The following is an 18,560-nucleotide window of genomic DNA, read 5'->3' as shown; positions in this document are numbered from 1 at the left end:
GGGAAGACAAACAGTGACCTCACTCACTGAAAAAGAGTCATTTCATTCGGCCCGTCGCCCAAGCCAATCGCCAGAGAATGCCCTATGCCCGACAAAAAACTGCTTATCACCTGCCTGACCGCGCTGTTGCTCACCGGGTGCTCGCCGGCACCGTCGATAGTGGTGTTCGGCGCTTCGTTCCCCGACTGGCTGTTTTGCCTGTGCGGCGGCGTGGCGGGCATGGTGGCGATCCACCTGCTGCTGCGCACCCCGGAAAAACGCGCCTGGCTGGCGCCGCAGCTGCTGACGTATCCGGCGCTGACTGCGCTGATCGCCATGCTGATTTGGTTACTGGTTTTCCCCCACTGAGACTGACGCCATGACCCAACCACAAATCTCCAACAAGCGCAGACTGCTGGTGCTTACCATCCTGGCGTTGACGCTCATCGTGGCCGCCGTCGTCGTCTGGCGGGTGGAAAACGCCCCCACTACCGACGATGCCTACGCCTATGCCGACACCATCGACGTAGTGCCGGAGGTGAACGGCCGCATCGTCGAGATGCCGATCCGCGACAACCAGGAAGTGCGGCAAGGCGATCTGCTGTTCCGCATCGATCCGCGCCCTTACCAGGACGCGCTGGCGGCCAGCGAAGCGCGCCTGATCACTCTGAATGAGCAGATCAAGCTGACGCAGCGTTCGGTCAACGCGCAGCAGTACAACGCCGAATCGATGAACGCCATCGTCAAACGCTCGCAGGCGCTGGTGGCGCAGGCGACCGACACCCTTAACCGCCGGCAGAAGCTGCTCGGCAAGAACTACGTTTCGGCAGAAGAAGTGGAAACCGCCCGCACCTCTCAGCGCTCGGCGCAGGCGGAGCTGCAGGCCGCATTGCTGCAGGCGAAACAGGCGGAAGCCGCCGTCAGCGGCGTCGAAGCCCTGGTCGCGCAGCGCGCCGAAGTGCAGGCCGACATCGCCATCGCCAAGCTGAATCTGGAATTTACCGAGGTGCGAGCGCCATTCGACGGCCGCATCGCCTCGCTGAAAACCACCGTCGGCCAATATGCCTCCAGTGCCAAACCGGTGTTCACGCTGATTGACACCCGCCGCTGGTACGTAGTCGCCAACTTCCGCGAAACCGACCTGAAAGGCGTGCACCCTGGCGTGCCGGCCACGCTGTATTTAATGAGCGACGCCGGCCAGACATTCAGCGGCAAGGTGGAGTCGGTCAGTTACGGCGTACAGCCCGACGACGGCGGCACCGTGCTGGGCGGGCTGCCCAACGTGTCGCGCAACATCAACTGGGTGCACGTTTCGCAGCGCTTCCCGGTCAAGATCGCCGTAGAGGCTCCCAACCCGGCGCTGTTCCGCGTGGGTGCTTCGGCGGTGGCGAAGCTGAACCTGCGCCATGAAGAGTAAAACGATGTCTCGCGGCTGGCTGTCCCGGTTGATCGACGAGCTGCGCCCTTCGGACAGCCGCATCAACCTGGTGATCCGCGCCCTGCTCTCCAGCGCGATCGCCATCGTGATCTCGCAGACGCTGCAGGTGCCGTGGCTGGCGCTATCGCTGATCGCTGTCTTCTTTATCACGCAGTCCAATATCGTGATCACCCGCGCGATCGGTATCCTGTTTTTCGTCAGCTCCACGCTGGCAATCGGCGCCGCTATCCTGGTGCTGAAGTTCACCTACGACTACCCGATGCTGCGCATTCTGCTCTCCAGCGCGCTGTTTTTCCTCAGCGTGTTCCTGATGCGGGTGACCAAGGTCGGAGTGCTGTTCTTTCTGATGGCGCTGGTGGTGATCTACACGCAAAGCTTTGTCGATCTCACTCCGCAGGCGGAAGTGGTGATACGGCTGGTGCTGTGGGTATGGGTGGCGATCAACTACGCCATTCTGCTCACTCTGATCGTCAATACCCTACTGCTGCCGGCCGAACCGCTGAAGCAGCTAAAGGGCCGGATGATCGCGGTGTTGGACGAAACCCGCGCTATGTTGGCCCACGGCGGCGAGACGCGCGATCTGAGCGCCATCTCGCAGCACGCCACCGAGCTGCATAAGCTGCTGCGCTTCTCGGTGATGCGCAGCGATCGCTGCCGCGCCAACGAGCCCGGTTATCTGGCGCTGATCACCCTGGTGTTGCAGCTCAATATCCTGGCCTACCAGCTGCCGCCGGCTTTCGGCACGGCCGCACGTAAATTGGCGCAAGAGATAGATGCCGCCTGCCGAGCACTGCAAACCGCGATAAGCCACGACAGCGCGCTGCGATTTTCCGTCGCGATCGCCGGCAGCGACGATCCGCAAGTGCCGGCGCCGCTCAATGAAATGGCCGGCCTCCTGCAGGTCTACGCCAACCGCAGCGACTACGCCGACGCCCTGCAGGCCGCGCCGCCGCCGAAAGTGCCCTTCTTTACCCCCGACGCCCTGACCAACCCGGTTTACATCCAGTTTTCGTTGAAAACGCTGCTGACCGTGTTGGTGGCCTACGTGTTTTATACCGCCGTCGATTGGTCCGGCATTCATACCATTATGCTGAGCTGCCTGATCGTGGCGCAGCCCAGCCTTGGTGCCACGCAGCGGCGGGCGCGGCTGCGTCTTGGCGGCGCGGCGATCGGCAGCCTGCTGGCGCTGATCTCGGTGGTGTGGATCATGCCTCACCTCGACAGCCTCGTCGGCTTGCTGCTGCTGACGCTGCCGGTGATCGCCCTCTCCGCCTGGATCGCCGCCGGCTCCGAGAAGATAAGCTATGCCGGGGTACAGATCCTGTTCACCTTTTCCCTGGCGCTGCTGGAAAGCTTCGGCCCGGTCACCGAGCTGACCGAGATCCGCGATCGCCTGATCGGCATCGTGCTGGGGGTAGGGTTCGCCACCTTCATTCACGCCACGCTGTGGCCGGAATACGAAGGGGAGTCGCTGCGGCAGCAGGTTGCCACCGTGCTGCAGGAACTGGCGCGCTTCCTCGGCGGCGAGAACACAAACGCCATCGGCATCTGGCAAAAGATCGAGGGCTGCGAAGCGGTGGTGGCCCGGGTGACGCTGGAGCCTACCTGGCAGTTGGCGGATGATAACCATGAAAGCTTCACCCGGCATATCCAACTGATCTTCAACCAGACGCGCAGCCTGTTGCTGACCAGCGAAAAGCTCAACACCTATCTGGCGGGCAGCGGCGCCGCGCTGTCCGAGCAGGAACACGAGGCGCAGCAAGAGGTGCAACGCCAGGGCGGGCACGTTCTCGCCGGGTATGCGGCGCAGCTTGCCAGCGCACCGCAAGCGCTGCGGGCGCCCGACTTTCATCCACCGCTGGCCGCCCTGCATGCCGACACCGTTCGCCACCTGGCTCAGGAGTTAAGCGACGGGCTCAATCGCCTGCCCGCCTGGGGTGACGCCTAGCATTTTCCGTTTGTGGCCGTGCACGCCCGGCGCAATGCGCTATAGTGAGCACAAACCACCGGGAGATGCCATGCAGATAAGACCCTACCAAGAGACCGATCGCCCCTTCCTGCGCACGCTGTACCTGGCGTCGCGCAAGGCGGCGTTCGGCTGGCGCGATACCTCAAACTATCAGTTGGAAGATTTCGACGGCGCGACGCTGGGCGAAGCGATTTGGGTGGCGGAAGACGGCGGCGTACTGCTGGGATTCGTCTCCATCTACCGCGAAGACAACTTCATTCATAACCTGTATGTCGATCCCCATCAGCCGCCGCGCGGCGTCGGCAGTGCGCTGCTGCAGGCGGCGGAAGCTACCTTCACCGCCACCGGCTCGCTGAAATGCCTGGTGAAGAATGAAAAGGCACTGGCGTTCTACCGCAAACACGGCTGGCGCATCATCTCTACCGGCAACGCCGGCGAGGAAGATTATTACCTGCTGCATTCGCCGGCCCGCTAACGCCGCCTTTCCCGTCACAGAACTTATTAATGATAATGGATTTCATTATCATTTAAGCATACCCTTCCTTGTCTCTCTCAATGAACTTTGCAAGGAAGGTTATGCAACATCAAACGGATACTCGCTTCCCCGATGCCGCGGCGGCGGACTACGATCGCCGTATTCTGACCCTGGTGCCCGGCTATCAGTTTGCTCAGGCGCTGCTGACGGCGACGCTCGCGCAGACGCTGCCGAATAACGCCACGCTGTTGCTGGCCGGTTGCGGCACCGGCAGTGAACTGGAGGCGCTGGCCGCCGCCAACGCCAGCTGGCGTTTCAGCGCAGTGGAACCCTCCGCCGGCATGCTGGCGGCCGCGCGCGCCAAGGCCGAAGCCGCGGGTTACGCACAACGGGTGAGCTTCCAGCCCACCTTGCTGCAACAAGCGCCGCAAACCCGCCACAACGCGGCGGTGTGCTCATTGGTGCTGCACTTTATCGCCGACGATGGCGCCAAACTGGACTTCCTGCAGCAGCTGGCACAGCGCCTCTCTCCCGCCGCACCGCTGCTGCTGTTCGACTATCAACCGGATGGCCTGCCCGCCAGCCACTACCAACACTGGCTGCAAAGCGCCGGGCATTCCGCGGCGCAGGCGCAGGAGGTGATCGAACGCACCCGCCGCAACTGGCACCCGATGGCGGCGGCGCGCAGCCGTCTCCTTCTGGCGGAAAGCGGCTTCACCGCGCCTCAGCAGTTGTGCGGTGCGCTGGGCTTCCAGCTTTCACTGCTCCACCGCCGCCGCTGAGGGCGGCATGCCGCGCAGCGTCAGCCGCCAAAACAGCAACGCGCTTAGGCTGACGCCCGCCCCCAGCCAGCAGACGCCGCTCCAGCCCGCCCAGGCATACATATGGGTGCCGGCAAAGGCGCCCAACCCGCTACCGACGGAGTAAAACAGCATGTAGCAGCCCACCAGCCTGCTGTGCGACTGCGGGTGCGCGCTGAAGATCATGCTCTGGTTCAGCACGTGGATCGCCTGGCCCGCCAGATCCAGCAGCACAATGCCCGCCACCAGCCAAACCAGGCCGCTGCCGAGCAAACCGAGCGGCAGCCAGGCCAGCGTCAACAGCAGCAGACACACGCCGCTGGCCGCCTGCCCCAGCCCGCGATCCGCCAGATGCCCGGCGCGCACCGCCGCCAGCGCGCCCACCGCGCCGACCAGGCCGAACGCCCCGACCGCGGCATGGGTGAAGTTGAACGGCGCCTGGCTCAGCGGCAACACCAGCGAACTCCAAAAGAGGCTGAAAGCGCCGAACATCAGCAGCGCCAACATGCCGCGAATTTGCAGCGTGCGGTCATGCAGCAGCAGGGTCAGCATTGAACGCAGCAGCGCGGGATAACTCAGCGCGCTGGGAGCGGTGCGCGGCGCAGGTAGCAGACGCGACAGGATCGGCAGCAATACCAGCGTCACCCCGGCAGAGAAGAAGTACACCGTGCGCCAGCCGCCGACGTCCGCCAGTGCGCCGGACAGGGTGCGCGCCAGCAGCAACCCCAACACCACTCCGCCCTGCGCCGCGCCGACCACCCGCCCGCGCTCCTGCGGCGCCGCCAGTGCTGCGGCGAAAGCGATCAGCCCCTGCGTCATGGCGGTGCCCAATAAGCCTACCAGCAACATCCCCGCCAGCAGCCAGGGCGCGCTGTGCGCCCAGCCCACCAGCAGCAGCGCGCCGATCAGCCCCAGCTGTTGCCCCGCCAGCAACCAATGCCGGTTCAGCCGATCCCCGAGCGGCACCACCAACAGCAGCGCCAGCGCGCAGCCCAGTTGGGTCACGGTGATCACCATGCCGACCGCCGCCAGGCTGATGGAAAAATCATGGGCGATGGCGTCCAGCAGCGGCTGCGCATAGTAAACGTTGGCCACGCTAAAGGCGCTGGCGGCGGCCAGCAGCAGCACCAGAGGGGCCGGCAGGCGCCCCAGCGCCGCACAGGGGGGATCCAGCAGTTTGTCGCTCATCGCATACCTCAATCTGGTTTCATTATTAAACCCAATGAACTTTAGGCGCAGAGGTTTTATAATGCAACCAGAATGTGCAGCTGGAGATAACCGTCGTGAAACGTAAAAGCCTGGAAGACGCGCCGTGCCCGGTGGCGCGCACGCTGGATGTGATTGGCGACTGGTGGTCGCTGCTGATCGTGCGTGACGCCTTCGACGGCGTCACCCGCTTCAGCGAATTTCAAAAAGGGCTGGGGATGGCGAAGAACATCCTTGCCACCCGTCTGCGCGCGCTGGTGACGCACGGCGTGCTGGAAATCGTGCCCGCCGCAGACGGCAGCGCCTATCAGGAGTATGTGCTGACCGAGAAAGGCCGCGCGCTGTTTCCGGTGATCGTCGGCCTGCGCCAGTGGGGGGAAGATCATCTGTTCACCGAGGGAGAAGCGCACTCAACGCTGGTTGAAAGCGACAGCGGCCGCCCCGTCCCGCGCCTGACGCCGATCGGCAGCGCCGGGCAGACGCTCACCCCGCTGAATACCCGGGTGGTGAAGGTATGAATAGTCTCAATAAGGCCTGCGTTACCTTGAGCTATTACATCTATTCTCTAACAGCTTCCGCAATCCCCTGCAGGTAATGTATAGTCCGCGTTTTACGGAGATCCCATGCTGACTAACTCATCCATTCGTCTGAACAAATATATTAGCGAGAGCGGTATCTGCTCACGCCGCGACGCCGATCGATACATCGAACAGGGCAACGTTTTCATCAACGGTAAACGCGCCACCGTTGGCGCTCAGGTATTTGCCGGCGATGTGGTGAAGGTTAACGGTCAGCTGATCGAACCGCGCAATGAAGAAGATCTGGTGCTGATCGCGCTGAACAAGCCGGTCGGCATCGTCACCACCACCGAAGACGGCGAGCGCGACAACATCGCCGACTTCGTCAACCACAGCAAACGCATTTTCCCGATCGGCCGCTTGGACAAGGATTCGCAGGGGCTGATCTTTCTGACCAACCACGGTGACCTGGTCAACAAGATCCTGCGCGCCGGCAACAATCACGAGAAAGAGTATCTGGTGACGGTCAACAAGCCGGTGACCGACGAGTTTATTCGCGGCATGGGCGCCGGCGTGCCGATGCTGGGCACGGTGACCAAAAAGTGCAAGGTGAAGAAAGAGGCGCCTTTCGTGTTCCGCATCACGCTGGTGCAGGGGCTGAACCGCCAGATCCGCCGCATGTGCGAACACTTCGGCTACGAGGTCACCAAGCTGGAACGCACGCGCATCATGAACGTCAGCCTGAAAGGCTTGCCGCTGGGCGAATGGCGCGATCTGACCGATGACGAGCTGATCGAGCTGTTCAAACTGATTGAAGGCTCCTCGTCCGAGGCCAAGCCGGCGAAGAAGGCCCCGGCCAAATCCGCCGCGGCGAAAAAACCGAGTGCCGGCGGCCCCAAAAGCGCCGACAAAGCCGCTGCGCCGGCCGGCCGCAAGCGCTTTACCCAGCCAGGGCGCAAGAAAAAAGGGCGTTAACCCCCCGCTCACGCTTCTCGCCAAGCCCGCCGTTGCGCGGGCTTTTTCATCATAAAAGTCAGCCACAGGCCGCCACTGAGTTCTCACCATAAAAAAGGCCCGCATCAAGCGGGCCAGTCAGTACCAGAGAAGTCTAGAGGAAGAATCAGAACGACCAGCGCAGGTTGGCGTTGACCGAATTAACGCGGGTATCGGCGCCGAATTGCCCCTGATAGCCGACATCCAGCGTCGCGGCGCGCGACAGTTTCACGCTCACGCCGATATCGCCCACCATCACGTTGTCATCCACGGCCTGGCCCTGAGTGACGAACGCGTCGCTGCCGGCAAACGCCATGCGCGATGAGGTGTTCTTATCGCCGTAGGCGTGCTGCCAGCCGAGCGAGCCGTAGAGGCTGACGTTCTTCGGCAGTTCGGTCACACCGCGCACCCCGAGCGTGGAGTAGAAGGTGTTCATCGTTTCATTGCGCACGCTCAGCGCCGCCGCGCCACCCGACTCCTGGAAGCTGTCGGTATGCAGACGGATGTAGCTCAGGTTGATGAACGGTTCGACGTTCATCTCCGGCTGGCCGAAACGGTAACCCGCTTCGGTGAACGCCAGCAGCGAGTTGGCATCGTAGTCCGACTTCAGCCGATCCGAGAAGCCGCTGAAATCGACGTTGCGCTTGCCTTCGATCTTGTGCCAGGTGTAACCCAGCGCGCCGCGCAGCGAGAACGCATCCTGCTGCCCCGCCGCATACAGGCCGAGGTGGTAGTTGTCGGTATCGGCCTTGGAACGGCGGCTGTCGACGTCGTAGTCGCCGCGGCTGTAACCGAAGTAGCCGCCGATGCGCACGTTATGGTCCGCCAGCTTGCGATCCGCCCCCAACAGGAAGCCGGTGGTGTTGCCATCCAGCTTGCCCACGTTGCCGTTGCCGCTGTTTCTGCCCCAGGAACTGAAGGTCTGCCCCCAGACGCCGCTGTTTTGCGCCTGCGCCGGTTGCACCAGCGACATCGCCAACGGCGGTATCGGCAGGCTGTCGTTGTCGAACAGGCGCAGCATGCGCTGGTTTAGCACGTTGAACAGCTGGGTGCTGCCGGCGATCAGGTTAGACTGCATCGACGGATAGACTTCGCCGGACAGCTGATTGAACGCCTCGCGCGCTTCCGGCGCACTCAGCAGCAGCAGCGAGTTGTACAGCGCCAGCGAAGGGCCGCTCTGCGTCAGCGTCGAGAGCGCGCCGGCGGTATTCCACTGGTTGCCGCTCTCGGCCACCGTTTGGAAAATGCCCGGCTTGCCGCTGCCTGGGTTCTCGCCCCCCGGATTTTCACCGCCTGGGTTTTCCCCGCCCGGGTTCTCGCCCCCTGGATTCTCACCGCCTGGGTTTTCTCCGCCCGGATTCTCGCCCCCTGGATTCTCACCGCCTGGGTTTTCTCCACCCGGGTTTTCGCCCCCTGGATTTTCACCGCCCGTGTCTTTCTGCGCGATGGTCAGATCCACGGCGTTGGCGCTGTGATTCAGCGCTACATCGAGGAAGGCAGACTTGGAGACCGCCGCCGCGAACTGGCCGTCAATGCCGCCGTCCGAGGTCAGAATGCGATAGCTTTGGCCGGTTTTATAGCTGGTTTGCGGATCCAGAGCCGTAACCTGCACCTTGGCCCGATCGCTGATGGTGGTTTTGCCCGCCACCAGCAACTGGTCGCTGCGGCCGTCGCCGGCGATATCGACGTCGTAGAAGGATTCGCCGATAAAGTTCAGGTAGCGTTTCAGCGTCAGCGTGCCGATATTGCCGTCGCCGGGCGAGATATGGCCGCCGGACTGGATCTCGGTCTGGCCCAGCGTGCCGTTGCCGCCCAATGTGCCGCCGGCCTTGATCGACGCGGCGCTGCTGTAGCCCTGCCCGTTATTGACGTCGGAACCCGCCGTCGCGTTGAGGATCAGCGTGCCGCCGTTCTCTGCGCTGAGGGTTTGGATCTCGAAGATGTCGTCTTCTTTCTGGGTATTGATGTCGCTGGCGATGATGAGCTTGCCGCCGCGCGCGGTGACGTTCGCCTGCAGCTCAGAGAGATCGCCGTTCAGCGTCGTGTGCCCGGCGGTGTTGATCACCTCGCCTTCGCCGCTCATCTTGTTGCTGAAAACGTAATTGCCGTCGGTATGGTTAAAGTACACATAGCTGCGGAACAATCCGCCCCGCAGGGCGATCGCCGTCTGGGCATCGATGGTGCCTGCGGCGCCCGCCGCGCCGAGCGTCGGCTCGGTCAACCCGGTGCCGGTGTCCATGTTGCCGCGGCTGCCGATAATCAGCGCGCCGCGGTTCGAGCCGGAGCCGGTCTTGCCCAGCACCACTTCGTTGCCGCCGGCGGAGAATGTCCCGCCGTCCATGACCGCCAACACGCCGTTGCCGTAATCGCCGACGTTGACGCTGCTGCCGCTGGTAAACCGTGAGCCGTTGCCGGCGATCGTCAACTCGGCAGTTTTACGCGCGCCGGAGACGCCCGCCACTTCGATGCTGCCAACGCTGACCGCACCGCCGTTCAGCACGTCCAGATCGCCGTAAAGCGTGAGCGCGCGGCCGACGTTCCATTGGGAATTGGCCCCGGTGACCGTGGCTTTCGGGCTCAGCGTATCGGTCTCGCCCGGCCCGCTACCATTGCCGATGCGCGCGTCAAAGGCGGTGTTCAGCACCGCGCCGTCTTCAATCGCCAGCGTGGATCGTGCCCCTAAATCGGTGCCGACGCTGAGAAAATTGCTGGTGACGCGGGAGCCGGCGCCGGTGGCGATCAGGTGGCTGTCGTAGCCACGCGTAGTGCCGACCACGATCTCTTTCGCGCTGGCCAGCGCGCCGTCTTCAACCCGCAGGGTGCCCCGCCCCAGATTCAGGCCGCCGCGCAGCACGAACTGATCGTTCACCGCGTTCAGCTCGGCGTTCGGCCCGCGGACCGTGACCAGGCTTTCATGAATTTGGCCGTTGAACATCCGGCCGATATTGATGTTATAGGCGCTGATCTTGCCATTATCGATCAGCAGGTTGCCGCTTTGATTACGGCCGACGTAAACGTCCCCGGTGTAGGCCAATGATTCGGTAATTTTTGCGTCGCCATCAAAAATGGCATCGTCTGCGCGAGCGATATCGGCGGGCGCCAGCATCAACAGCGGCGCAGAAAATAGAGCGAGGTAAAGTTTGGAAAGCGGTGTTTTAACCGCTAAAGGATGCGATGTCTTGTCATTCACGGGCTATCTCCGTACTCGTTGGCGTGATGGCGCGAAATTTATTGTTATAGGGAAACTCAATGCACTAGAGGAGGTGTAAGACGTTATTTCGCGCACGCCGGTTTAGTGATCGTCGAAGCAAAAGCTTATTGCCCCCCGGCGCTGACGCTCCGACGATGGAAAACCAGGAAGCGGCAATACCGCCCCCAAAGCGAATTATTTATGCGTGACCACCGGCGTACAGGTCGGCGCGCTCAGCGACGGCGACGAACCTAAAATTCCCGGCATCATCAGCGACGAGCAATCGAAAATGCGGCCTTTTTCCGTGGTGGCGCGATAAGAAAGTTTTTGCCCGCCCAGCGCATCCGGCTGTGCGCCATTGACATTGGTCACGGTAATTTCGTCCGATGAGCCCAGGCCCAGCATTTTGGCGGTTTCCGCCTGCAGTAATGGAATGGCCTGATCGGTTTTCAGGGTGGAACAACCGGCTATCATCATCGTAACGGTTAAAGCGATAAGTGGTTTTTTCATAAATTATCCTTTATAACCAATCAGTTAAAATTATCGATTGGCTTTATGTTTTCTCTTATCCAAATCCTCGAATAATATATTTCCCTTTCCTAAACGAAAAAACCCTCCTAAAGTAGGGAGGGTTGATAATAATTCATCAGACCTATCTGAACTGTGAAGGCGAAAGGAGAATCCTTTGGGGCAGGATTATGCGTTGGTCGTTGATGACCATCCATTGGTAGCAAGCGGTATCGCTAACTTTCTCAGCACGCATTGCCGATTCAAACAGGCACATGTGGTGACCAATGAAGAAAATTGCTACCGTCATATTAGGGAAAATGGCCCGCCGCGTTTACTGGTGATCGATTTTTGGCTCTCTTCCGGCACCGCATTGAAATTACTCAAAGAAGTAAAACAACGTTATTCTCAGGTGCGTATTTTGGTGGTCAGCGGCGACGAAAATAACGATATCTGGCAGAAAGTGCACAATGCCGGCGGGCATGGGTTCGTATTAAAAAATGAACCCCCGGAATTATTCGCCAGAGCGGTTTTTGCGTTGAATAATAATCAGGAGTGGTTCCCGGAAGGAAATGAATCCGCCATTAAAAACAGTCATGAACATTTAAATAAATTCAATTTAACGCCGAGACAAATCGACGTATTGACTATGATGCTGCGCGGCCTGCCGAATAAAAGGATCGCGACGCAGCTGTCTATTTCCGAACCCACCGTGAAAGAACATATCAGTAATATCTTGAAAAAGATCGGCGTCAACAGCCGGGTGGAAGCCATCACGCTGTTGCACGGCAAACGGGATCCGTCGCCATGAAGTTTTTCCAGAATTTACAAAATGATGGCATCTCCTCACGCGCGCAGATCCGCCTGCTGGACAACACCTTCATGCGGTTGGTGTTCAGCTTCACCGCCGTGCCTTTCGTCGGCATCCCGTTCGCCATCTGGATTTATTTGCTGGGGGATGAACTCGGCCCAACCATTGCCTGGATCATGGTTTACCTGCTATGCGCCGTGGCGATCAGAATATGGCATCGGCGCTACCAACGCGAGGCCAAAGAAAATGATGAAGACGCCGTGCTGCGCCGCTGGCTGCCGCGCATTAATAAGGTGGCGTTTATTCACGGGGTGGGGATCTCCTCACTCTATTTAATTACCCCGCAGACCCATAACTTTGACTTTTTTCTGCTGCTCAATATCAGCATCGCCGCGATCGTCGCCGCCAACGCAACGCATCTGACGCCGGTTATCAGCACCTTTACCCGCTTTTTCTTCGCTTCCTGGGGGCTGCTGAACCTCGGCATCATCTGGCGGCTGGAAGACGTGATGTTCATCGTGCTGATGCTGAACTTGCTGTACGGCTTCGCCATTTACCGCCACGCGTTAACCTCGCATGCGTTCTTTATCCAGCAGGCGTTGCTCGAAGAACAAAGCTCGCGCCTGGCGGAACAGTTCCGGCAAGCTAAAGAGGAGGCGGAACAGGCGCTGCTGGACAAGAACCAGTTCCTGACCACCGCCAGCCACGATCTGCGCCAGCCGGTGCACGCCATGGGCTTTCTGATCGAAGCCATCATCCACAAGAACCGCGACGACAGCCTGACGCCACAGCTGCTGGATCTGCAGCAGAGCGTGCGTTCGGTGCATTTGATGTTCAATTCATTGCTCGATCTCAGCAAGATCGAGTCCGGCAACGTGCGCACCGCCGCCACCCATGTGGATATCGGCGCCCTGCTCGACTCGGTGATCACCCTGTTCCGCGAAGAGGCCAACAGCCGCGCCCTGGCGCTGCGCACCTGGCGGCCTAAACGGCGCATCAGCGTGATGGGCGATCCGCTACTGGTGCGGCAATCGTTGATCAACCTGATCCAAAACGCCCTGCGCTACACGCAACGGGGCGGCGTGCTGATCGCCATCCGCCCGCGCGGCGCCGAGTGCCTGGTGGAAGTATGGGACACCGGCGTGGGCATCGCCGACGAAGAGAAAAGCAAAATCTTCTCCCCTTACTACCGCCCCGAACTGGCGTGGAAAATCGACAGCGCCGGCCACGGGCTGGGGCTGGCGGTGGTGGCGCGCTGCGCCAAGCTGATGAAGGTGAAGTACGGCATGCACTCCGTCGAAGGCAAAGGTTCGCGCTTCTGGATGCGCTTCACGCAATACATCGGCGAAGACAAAGCGCCGGAAACCGCGGCCGCCTACGACAACATCGCCACGCCCATCCGCTATGCGCCGCTGCGCGGCGCCTGCCTGGTGGTGGACGACGATCCCTTGGTGACTTCAGCCTGGGAGAGCCTGATGAGCACCTGGGGCATCACCGTGCGCTGCGCGGCCTCCGCCGAGGAAGCCTTCGCCATCGTCGACGACGGTTTTACGCCGTTCGCCGTGCTGTGCGACCAGCGCCTGCGTTCCGGCGAGAGCGGTTTCGACATCCTGAAAGCGCTGTTCGAACGCCTGCCGGACGTGAGCGGCGCGATGGTCAGCGGCGAGTTCAACTCGCAGATATTGCAAGAGGCCGAGCAGGAAGGCTATCTGGTGCTGCGCAAACCGCTGGAGCCGGCCAGGCTGCATGCGCTACTGACGCAGTGGGGGGCGGGCTAGCGCGCGGCGGTGCCTTAGCGGGCAAGATGCCGCAGCAGGCCTTCAAGGTTGCGCTCCCCCTCCGGGGTTTGCGCACCGGCCTTCAGCCCGCCGCGAATCAACCGCTCCGCTGCCGGGCGTGCGAACAATCCCGCCCAGGCGTCGTGCTCGCGATAAAAACCGGCCTGCAGATCCGGCGCAGGCATCGCCTGTTTGGCCGCCGCAATCACTCCCGCAGGCAATGCCGCGATATTGCGCGCTAACCGATCGACGAAATCATCAAGCTCGGCGGCAGGCAAGGCGCGGTTAATCCAGCCGTAGCGTTCTGCGGTAGCGGCATCGAAAAGCTCGGCGCCCAGGATCACTTCCAGAGCGCGGCCGCGCGTCATTCGGCTCGTCAGATACTGCGTCGCGCCGCCACCGGGCGTAATGCCCATCAAGGCCTCGCACTGGGCCAGTCCCGCCGTTTCCCGTGCAGCGAAAGCCATATCGGCCGCCGCCACAAACTCGGCGCCGCCGCCGCGCGCCAGCCCGGCCAGCTTAACGAGAGTGACCTGCGGCTGGCTGCGCAGCAGTTCGCCAAACGCCTGGAACGGATTAAGCCCCTCCGGCGCGTTGCTCGCCAGTTCGTCGAAAGCGTGCGGCTCATCGATCAAGGTCATGTCGACGTGAGCAATAAATAACGCTGGGTTCGCGCTCTGGAACACCAACACCCGCGTATCCGGATCGTCACGCACCGCGAGCAATAAACGGCTGATTTCCGACATCAGCGCCACATCGAGTACGTTTACCGGTGGGTTATCGATAGCGATCGTCATCACGCCATGCGCATGAGACAGCCTGAGTTTGCTGAAATCTGTATCTGTCATCTCAATGTCCTTTTACCTGGGGTACAAGTGCGGGTTATTCGCGCCGTGTTTCGAATGGTATACTTTGCATACCTGGCGTCAATTACGCACCTTAAGCATCCCAGGGATGCGGGAGGATACCGATGGATAAGACCGATGTTGTTTACCGCGCCGACTGCCCGAGCCGCATCGTGCTCGATCAGATTGCAGATAAATGGTCCATGATGGTGCTGGAAGTGCTGCGCGAGCCGCAGCGTTTCAACGCCATCAAGCGCCGTCTGGATGGCGTCACGCAACGCGTGCTGACCCAGACCCTGCGCAAACTGGAACGCAACGGCATGGTGCATCGCAAAGTGTTGGATGGGCGAGTGCTTGGCGTCGAGTATTCGCTGACGCCGCTTGGCAAATCCCTGCAGGGGCCGTTCTCGATACTGTTCGACTGGACATTGGGGAATATTGAGGCGATTCAGGAGTGCCAACGCAAGTATGATGAGCAGGACGAGTAATGCGATCCTCTATAGATAGGTTCAGAGAGATCGAGCGTGGCCGCGCTCTTTTTAACGTAGCCGATGGTCTCTACTTTCTTCATGCCCCCAGGCGCTATCAATCATGCCAAGGTCCGAACATAGGCCAGATTTAGGCCACAAACAATGTTCGGCTTTACTCATGGCTGGAACCAGGCAGAAAAGATATGGCCATATAAAGAAAACCCTCTGTAAAAACAGAGGGTTTCAGTCACTTCGGCCTAGTTACAAACAGGCTGAGGGAAGTGTCAAATCACTCCCACTCAATCGTCGCCGGCGGCTTGCCGCTGATGTCGTACACTACGCGGGAGATGCCGTCCACTTCGTTGATGATGCGGTTGGAGACGCGGCCGAGGAAGTCATACGGCAGGTGCGCCCAGTGCGCGGTCATGAAGTCGATGGTTTCTACCGCACGCAGGGAGACCACCCAGTCGTATTTGCGGCCGTCGCCCATCACGCCGACCGAACGCACCGGCAGGAACACGGTGAACGCCTGGCTGACTTTGTTGTACAGGTCGGCCTTGTGCAGTTCTTCGATGAAGATGGCGTCGGCGCGGCGCAGCAGATCGCAGTACTCTTTCTTCACTTCGCCCAGCACGCGCACGCCCAGACCTGGGCCCGGGAACGGGTGACGGAACAGCATGTCGTACGGCAGGCCCAGCTCCAGGCCGATCTTGCGCACTTCGTCTTTGAACAGCTCTTTCAGCGGCTCGACCAGGCCCAGCTTCATCTCTTTCGGCAGGCCGCCCACGTTGTGGTGCGACTTGATCACGTGCGCTTTGCCGGTGGCGGAAGCGGCGGATTCGATCACGTCCGGGTAGATGGTGCCCTGTGCCAGCCATTTCACCTGCTCTTGCTTGCAGGCTTCTTCGTCGAACACTTCAACGAACACGCGGCCGATGATCTTGCGCTTGGCTTCCGGCTCGTCCACGCCCGCCAGTGCGGTCAGGAAGCGGTTTTCCGCCTCGACGTGCACGATGTTCAGACCGAAGTGGTCGCCGAACATTTCCATTACCTGCTTGGCTTCGTTCAGGCGCAGCAGGCCGTTATCGACGAACACGCAGGTCAGGCGTTTGCCGATGGCGCGGTGCAGCAGCATCGCGGTCACGGAGGAGTCGACGCCGCCGGACAGGCCGAGGATCACGTGGTCTTCACCCACCTGCTCGCGGATGCGCTCGACCGCATCTTCGATGATGGTGGCCGGGGTCCACAGGGCTTCACACTGGCAGATGTCCAGTACGAAGCGCTCCAGCATGCGCTGGCCCTGACGGGTGTGGGTCACTTCCGGGTGGAACTGCACGCCGTAGAAGCGTTTTTCTTCGTTGGCCATAATGGCGAACGGGCAGGTGTCGGTGCTGGCGACGGTCACGAAGTCGGACGGGATCGCGGTCACTTTGTCGCCGTGGCTCATCCACACGTCCAGCAGCGGTTTGCCGGCCGGGCTGATGGCGTCTTCGATGTCGCGCAGCAGCGCGCTCTCTTTGACGATTTCCACCTGCGCGTAGCCAAACTCGCGTTCGGTGGAACCCTGCACATGGCCACCCAGCTGCATCGCCATGGTCTGCATGCCGTAGCACACGCCCAGCACAGGCACACCGGCGTTGAACACATAGTCTGGGGCGCGCGGGCTGCCGGCTTCGGTGGTGCTTTCCGGGCCACCGGAGAGGATGATGCCGCTTGGATTGAATTCGCGGATCTGCTCTTCGCTAACGTCCCAGGCCCACAGTTCGCAGTAAACGCCGATTTCGCGCACGCGGCGGGCGACCAGTTGGGTGTATTGCGAACCGAAGTCCAGTATCAGGATGCGATGCTTATGGATATTTTGTGTCATGTGAGGCGAATTCCAGCAACAAGAGAAAAAGAGCGAAAATGTGTGTTTCGGGATGGGGCTTAACGCCCCACCCCGGCCTCTCACTCAGGAGAGGTTAAGGCATTAGCCCATGCGGTAGTTCGGCGACTCTTTGGTGATGGTCACGTCGTGCACGTGGCTTTCCTGAATGCCGGCGCCGCTGATGCGCACGAACTCCGCCTTGGTGCGCAGATCGTCGATGGTGGCGCAGCCGGTCAGGCCCATGCAGGAGCGCAGGCCGCCCATCTGCTGGTGCACGATGGCTTTCAGCATGCCTTTATAGGCGACGCGGCCTTCGATACCTTCCGGCACCAGTTTGTCGGCGGCGTTATCGGTCTGGAAGTAACGGTCGGAAGAGCCTTTGGACATCGCGCCCAGAGAGCCCATGCCGCGGTAAGATTTGAACGAACGGCCCTGATACAGCTCGATTTCGCCCGGGGATTCTTCGGTGCCCGCCAGCATGGAGCCGACCATCACGCAGGATGCGCCCGCGGCGATCGCTTTGGCGATGTCGCCGGAGAAGCGGATGCCGCCGTCGGCGATAACCGGGATGCCGGTGCCTTCCAGCGCTTCCACCGCGTCGGCGATGGCGGTGATCTGCGGTACGCCCACGCCGGTCACGATGCGGGTAGTACAGATGGAGCCAGGGCCGATACCGACTTTCACCGCGCTCACGCCGGCTTCAGCCAGCGCTTTGGCGCCCGCTGCGGTCGCGACGTTGCCGCCGACGATCTGCAGATCCGGGTATTTGGCGCGGGTTTCGCGGATGCGCTGCAACACGCCTTCGGAGTGGCCGTGCGAGGAGTCGATCAGCAGGACGTCAACGCCTGCCGCCACCAGCGCGTCAACGCGCTCTTCGTTGCCGGCGCCGGCGCCGACGGCCGCGCCCACGCGCAGACGGCCGTGCTCGTCTTTACAGGCGTTCGGTTTGCGTTCCGCTTTCTGGAAGTCTTTAACGGTGATCATGCCCAGCAGGTGGAAGCTGTCGTCCACCACCAGCGCTTTTTCTACGCGCTTTTCGTGCATCTTCTGCAGCACCACGTCGCGCGCTTCACCTTCTTTCACGGTGACCAGGCGATCTTTTGGCGTCATGACCGCGGTGACCGGCTGGGTCAGATCGGTCACGAAGCGCACGTCGCGGCCGGTGATGATGCCGACCAGCTCGTTGTCTTCGGTGACGACCGGGTAACCGGCGAAGCCATTGCGCGCGGTCAGCTCTTTCACTTCCTGCAGCGTGGTGGATGGGGTAACGGTCTGCGGGTCGGTAACTACGCCGCTTTCATGCTTCTTCACGCGGCTGACTTCTTCAGCCTGGCGCTCGATGGACATGTTTTTGTGGATGAAGCCCAGGCCGCCTTCCTGCGCCAGCGCGATGGCCAGGCCGGATTCGGTAACGGTATCCATGGCTGCGGACAGCATAGGGATGTTCAGGCGGATGGTTTTGGTCAGTTGGGTGCCGAGCTCTGCGGTGTTAGGCAGAACCGTGGAGTGGGCTGGAACCAGGAGGACGTCGTCAAACGTCAGAGCTTCTTTAGCGATACGTAGCATGGGCAATATCTCACCAGGGTGGGCTGTGAAAAAGATAAAATATTGCCGCGGCATTATACAGAGCGGAATCGGTTGCCTCCAGCACTTTCTTACAAAAAGTCTTGATTACCTTTTTCAGCCATGTAGTATCGACCAATTAAGTGATTGT

Annotated in this window: 16 protein-coding genes; 10 read left to right on the top strand and 6 right to left on the bottom strand. The window is 61.0% G+C overall.

The window, feature by feature from the left end; translation table 11 throughout:
• The first annotated feature begins 84 nt into the window (after positions 1-84).
• The 5 genes from ACJ8PI_RS20460 to ACJ8PI_RS20440 all read left to right on the top strand — a co-directional run bounded on the left by ACJ8PI_RS20460 (position 85) and on the right by ACJ8PI_RS20440 (position 4,643).
• On the top strand, positions 85-348 hold the full coding sequence (locus ACJ8PI_RS20460) for a YtcA family lipoprotein (protein ID WP_025303884.1): 264 nt from the start codon (positions 85-87) through the stop codon (positions 346-348).
• 10 nt (positions 349-358) lie between these two features.
• Positions 359-1,396 (top strand): multidrug transporter subunit MdtN, encoded by a 1,038-nt coding sequence (gene mdtN / locus ACJ8PI_RS20455; RefSeq protein WP_049194891.1) that lies wholly within the window; start codon positions 359-361, stop codon positions 1,394-1,396.
• A 4-nt stretch (positions 1,397-1,400) separates the two neighbouring features.
• Positions 1,401-3,365, top strand: a complete 1,965-nt coding sequence (locus ACJ8PI_RS20450) for an FUSC family protein (protein WP_164134637.1) — start codon at positions 1,401-1,403, stop codon at positions 3,363-3,365.
• Between the two features lie 70 nt (positions 3,366-3,435).
• A complete protein-coding gene (locus ACJ8PI_RS20445) occupies positions 3,436-3,861 on the top strand; it encodes a GNAT family N-acetyltransferase (protein ID WP_164134636.1) in 426 nt (141 codons plus the stop codon).
• A gap of 101 nt (positions 3,862-3,962) precedes the next feature.
• Positions 3,963-4,643, top strand: a complete 681-nt coding sequence (locus ACJ8PI_RS20440; RefSeq protein WP_164134635.1) for a methyltransferase — start codon at positions 3,963-3,965, stop codon at positions 4,641-4,643.
• Here the strand turns inward: ACJ8PI_RS20440 and ACJ8PI_RS20435 are convergent.
• Positions 4,620-5,849, bottom strand: a complete 1,230-nt coding sequence (locus ACJ8PI_RS20435) for an MFS transporter (protein ID WP_164134634.1) — start codon at positions 5,847-5,849, stop codon at positions 4,620-4,622. The genes ACJ8PI_RS20440 and ACJ8PI_RS20435 overlap by 24 nt on opposite strands.
• 95 nt (positions 5,850-5,944) lie before the next feature.
• On the opposite strand from ACJ8PI_RS20435, the gene ACJ8PI_RS20430 reads away from it, so the two are divergent.
• Both ACJ8PI_RS20430 and rluF read left to right on the top strand, forming a co-directional pair.
• Positions 5,945-6,385, top strand: a complete 441-nt coding sequence (locus ACJ8PI_RS20430) for a winged helix-turn-helix transcriptional regulator (RefSeq protein WP_164134633.1) — start codon at positions 5,945-5,947, stop codon at positions 6,383-6,385.
• Positions 6,386-6,490: 105 nt separating this feature from the next.
• Positions 6,491-7,360, top strand: coding sequence for a 23S rRNA pseudouridine(2604) synthase RluF (gene rluF / locus ACJ8PI_RS20425; protein WP_021504493.1), 870 nt, complete (start codon positions 6,491-6,493; stop codon positions 7,358-7,360).
• Positions 7,361-7,505: 145 nt separating this feature from the next.
• On the opposite strand, the gene ACJ8PI_RS20420 is transcribed toward rluF, so the two are convergent.
• A complete protein-coding gene (locus ACJ8PI_RS20420; protein WP_319861459.1) occupies positions 7,506-10,568 on the bottom strand; it encodes an autotransporter outer membrane beta-barrel domain-containing protein in 3,063 nt (1,020 codons plus the stop codon).
• Positions 10,569-10,763: 195 nt separating this feature from the next.
• A complete protein-coding gene (locus tag ACJ8PI_RS20415; RefSeq protein WP_025303891.1) occupies positions 10,764-11,078 on the bottom strand; it encodes a hypothetical protein in 315 nt (104 codons plus the stop codon).
• 175 nt (positions 11,079-11,253) lie between these two features.
• Between ACJ8PI_RS20415 and ACJ8PI_RS20410 the strand changes: the two genes are divergently transcribed.
• Positions 11,254-11,886 (top strand): response regulator transcription factor, encoded by a 633-nt coding sequence (locus ACJ8PI_RS20410; RefSeq protein WP_041036315.1) that lies wholly within the window; start codon positions 11,254-11,256, stop codon positions 11,884-11,886.
• Complete coding sequence (locus ACJ8PI_RS20405; protein ID WP_164134631.1) at positions 11,883-13,664, top strand: hybrid sensor histidine kinase/response regulator; 1,782 nt, start codon at positions 11,883-11,885, stop codon at positions 13,662-13,664. Before ACJ8PI_RS20410 ends, ACJ8PI_RS20405 begins: the two co-directional genes overlap by 4 nt.
• A gap of 14 nt (positions 13,665-13,678) precedes the next feature.
• Here the strand turns inward: ACJ8PI_RS20405 and ACJ8PI_RS20400 are convergent, their stop codons facing one another.
• Positions 13,679-14,512 (bottom strand): enoyl-CoA hydratase/isomerase family protein, encoded by an 834-nt coding sequence (locus tag ACJ8PI_RS20400; protein WP_164134630.1) that lies wholly within the window; start codon positions 14,510-14,512, stop codon positions 13,679-13,681.
• Between the two features lie 122 nt (positions 14,513-14,634).
• Here ACJ8PI_RS20400 and ACJ8PI_RS20395 point away from each other — a divergent pair, with 122 nt between their 5' ends.
• The gene (locus ACJ8PI_RS20395) at positions 14,635-14,997 is read left to right on the top strand and encodes a winged helix-turn-helix transcriptional regulator (protein ID WP_033635579.1); all 363 of its coding nucleotides are present in this window, start codon (positions 14,635-14,637) and stop codon (positions 14,995-14,997) included.
• Between the two features lie 271 nt (positions 14,998-15,268).
• Here ACJ8PI_RS20395 and guaA read toward each other — a convergent pair whose 3' ends face one another.
• Both guaA and guaB read right to left on the bottom strand, forming a co-directional pair.
• Positions 15,269-16,846: a glutamine-hydrolyzing GMP synthase gene (guaA, locus tag ACJ8PI_RS20390; protein WP_039568517.1), complete on the bottom strand. Its 1,578-nt coding sequence runs from the start codon at positions 16,844-16,846 to the stop codon at positions 15,269-15,271.
• A 102-nt stretch (positions 16,847-16,948) separates the two neighbouring features.
• Positions 16,949-18,412, bottom strand: a complete 1,464-nt coding sequence (gene guaB / locus ACJ8PI_RS20385) for an IMP dehydrogenase (RefSeq protein ID WP_033635581.1) — start codon at positions 18,410-18,412, stop codon at positions 16,949-16,951.
• Positions 18,413-18,560 lie beyond the last annotated feature (148 nt).

The organism is Serratia sp. CY82433, from assembly GCF_052166535.1.
Lineage (GTDB): Bacteria > Pseudomonadota > Gammaproteobacteria > Enterobacterales > Enterobacteriaceae > Serratia > Serratia sarumanii.
Note: the sequence above shows the minus strand (reverse complement) of the source record. Positions and strands in the feature narration are given on the sequence as shown.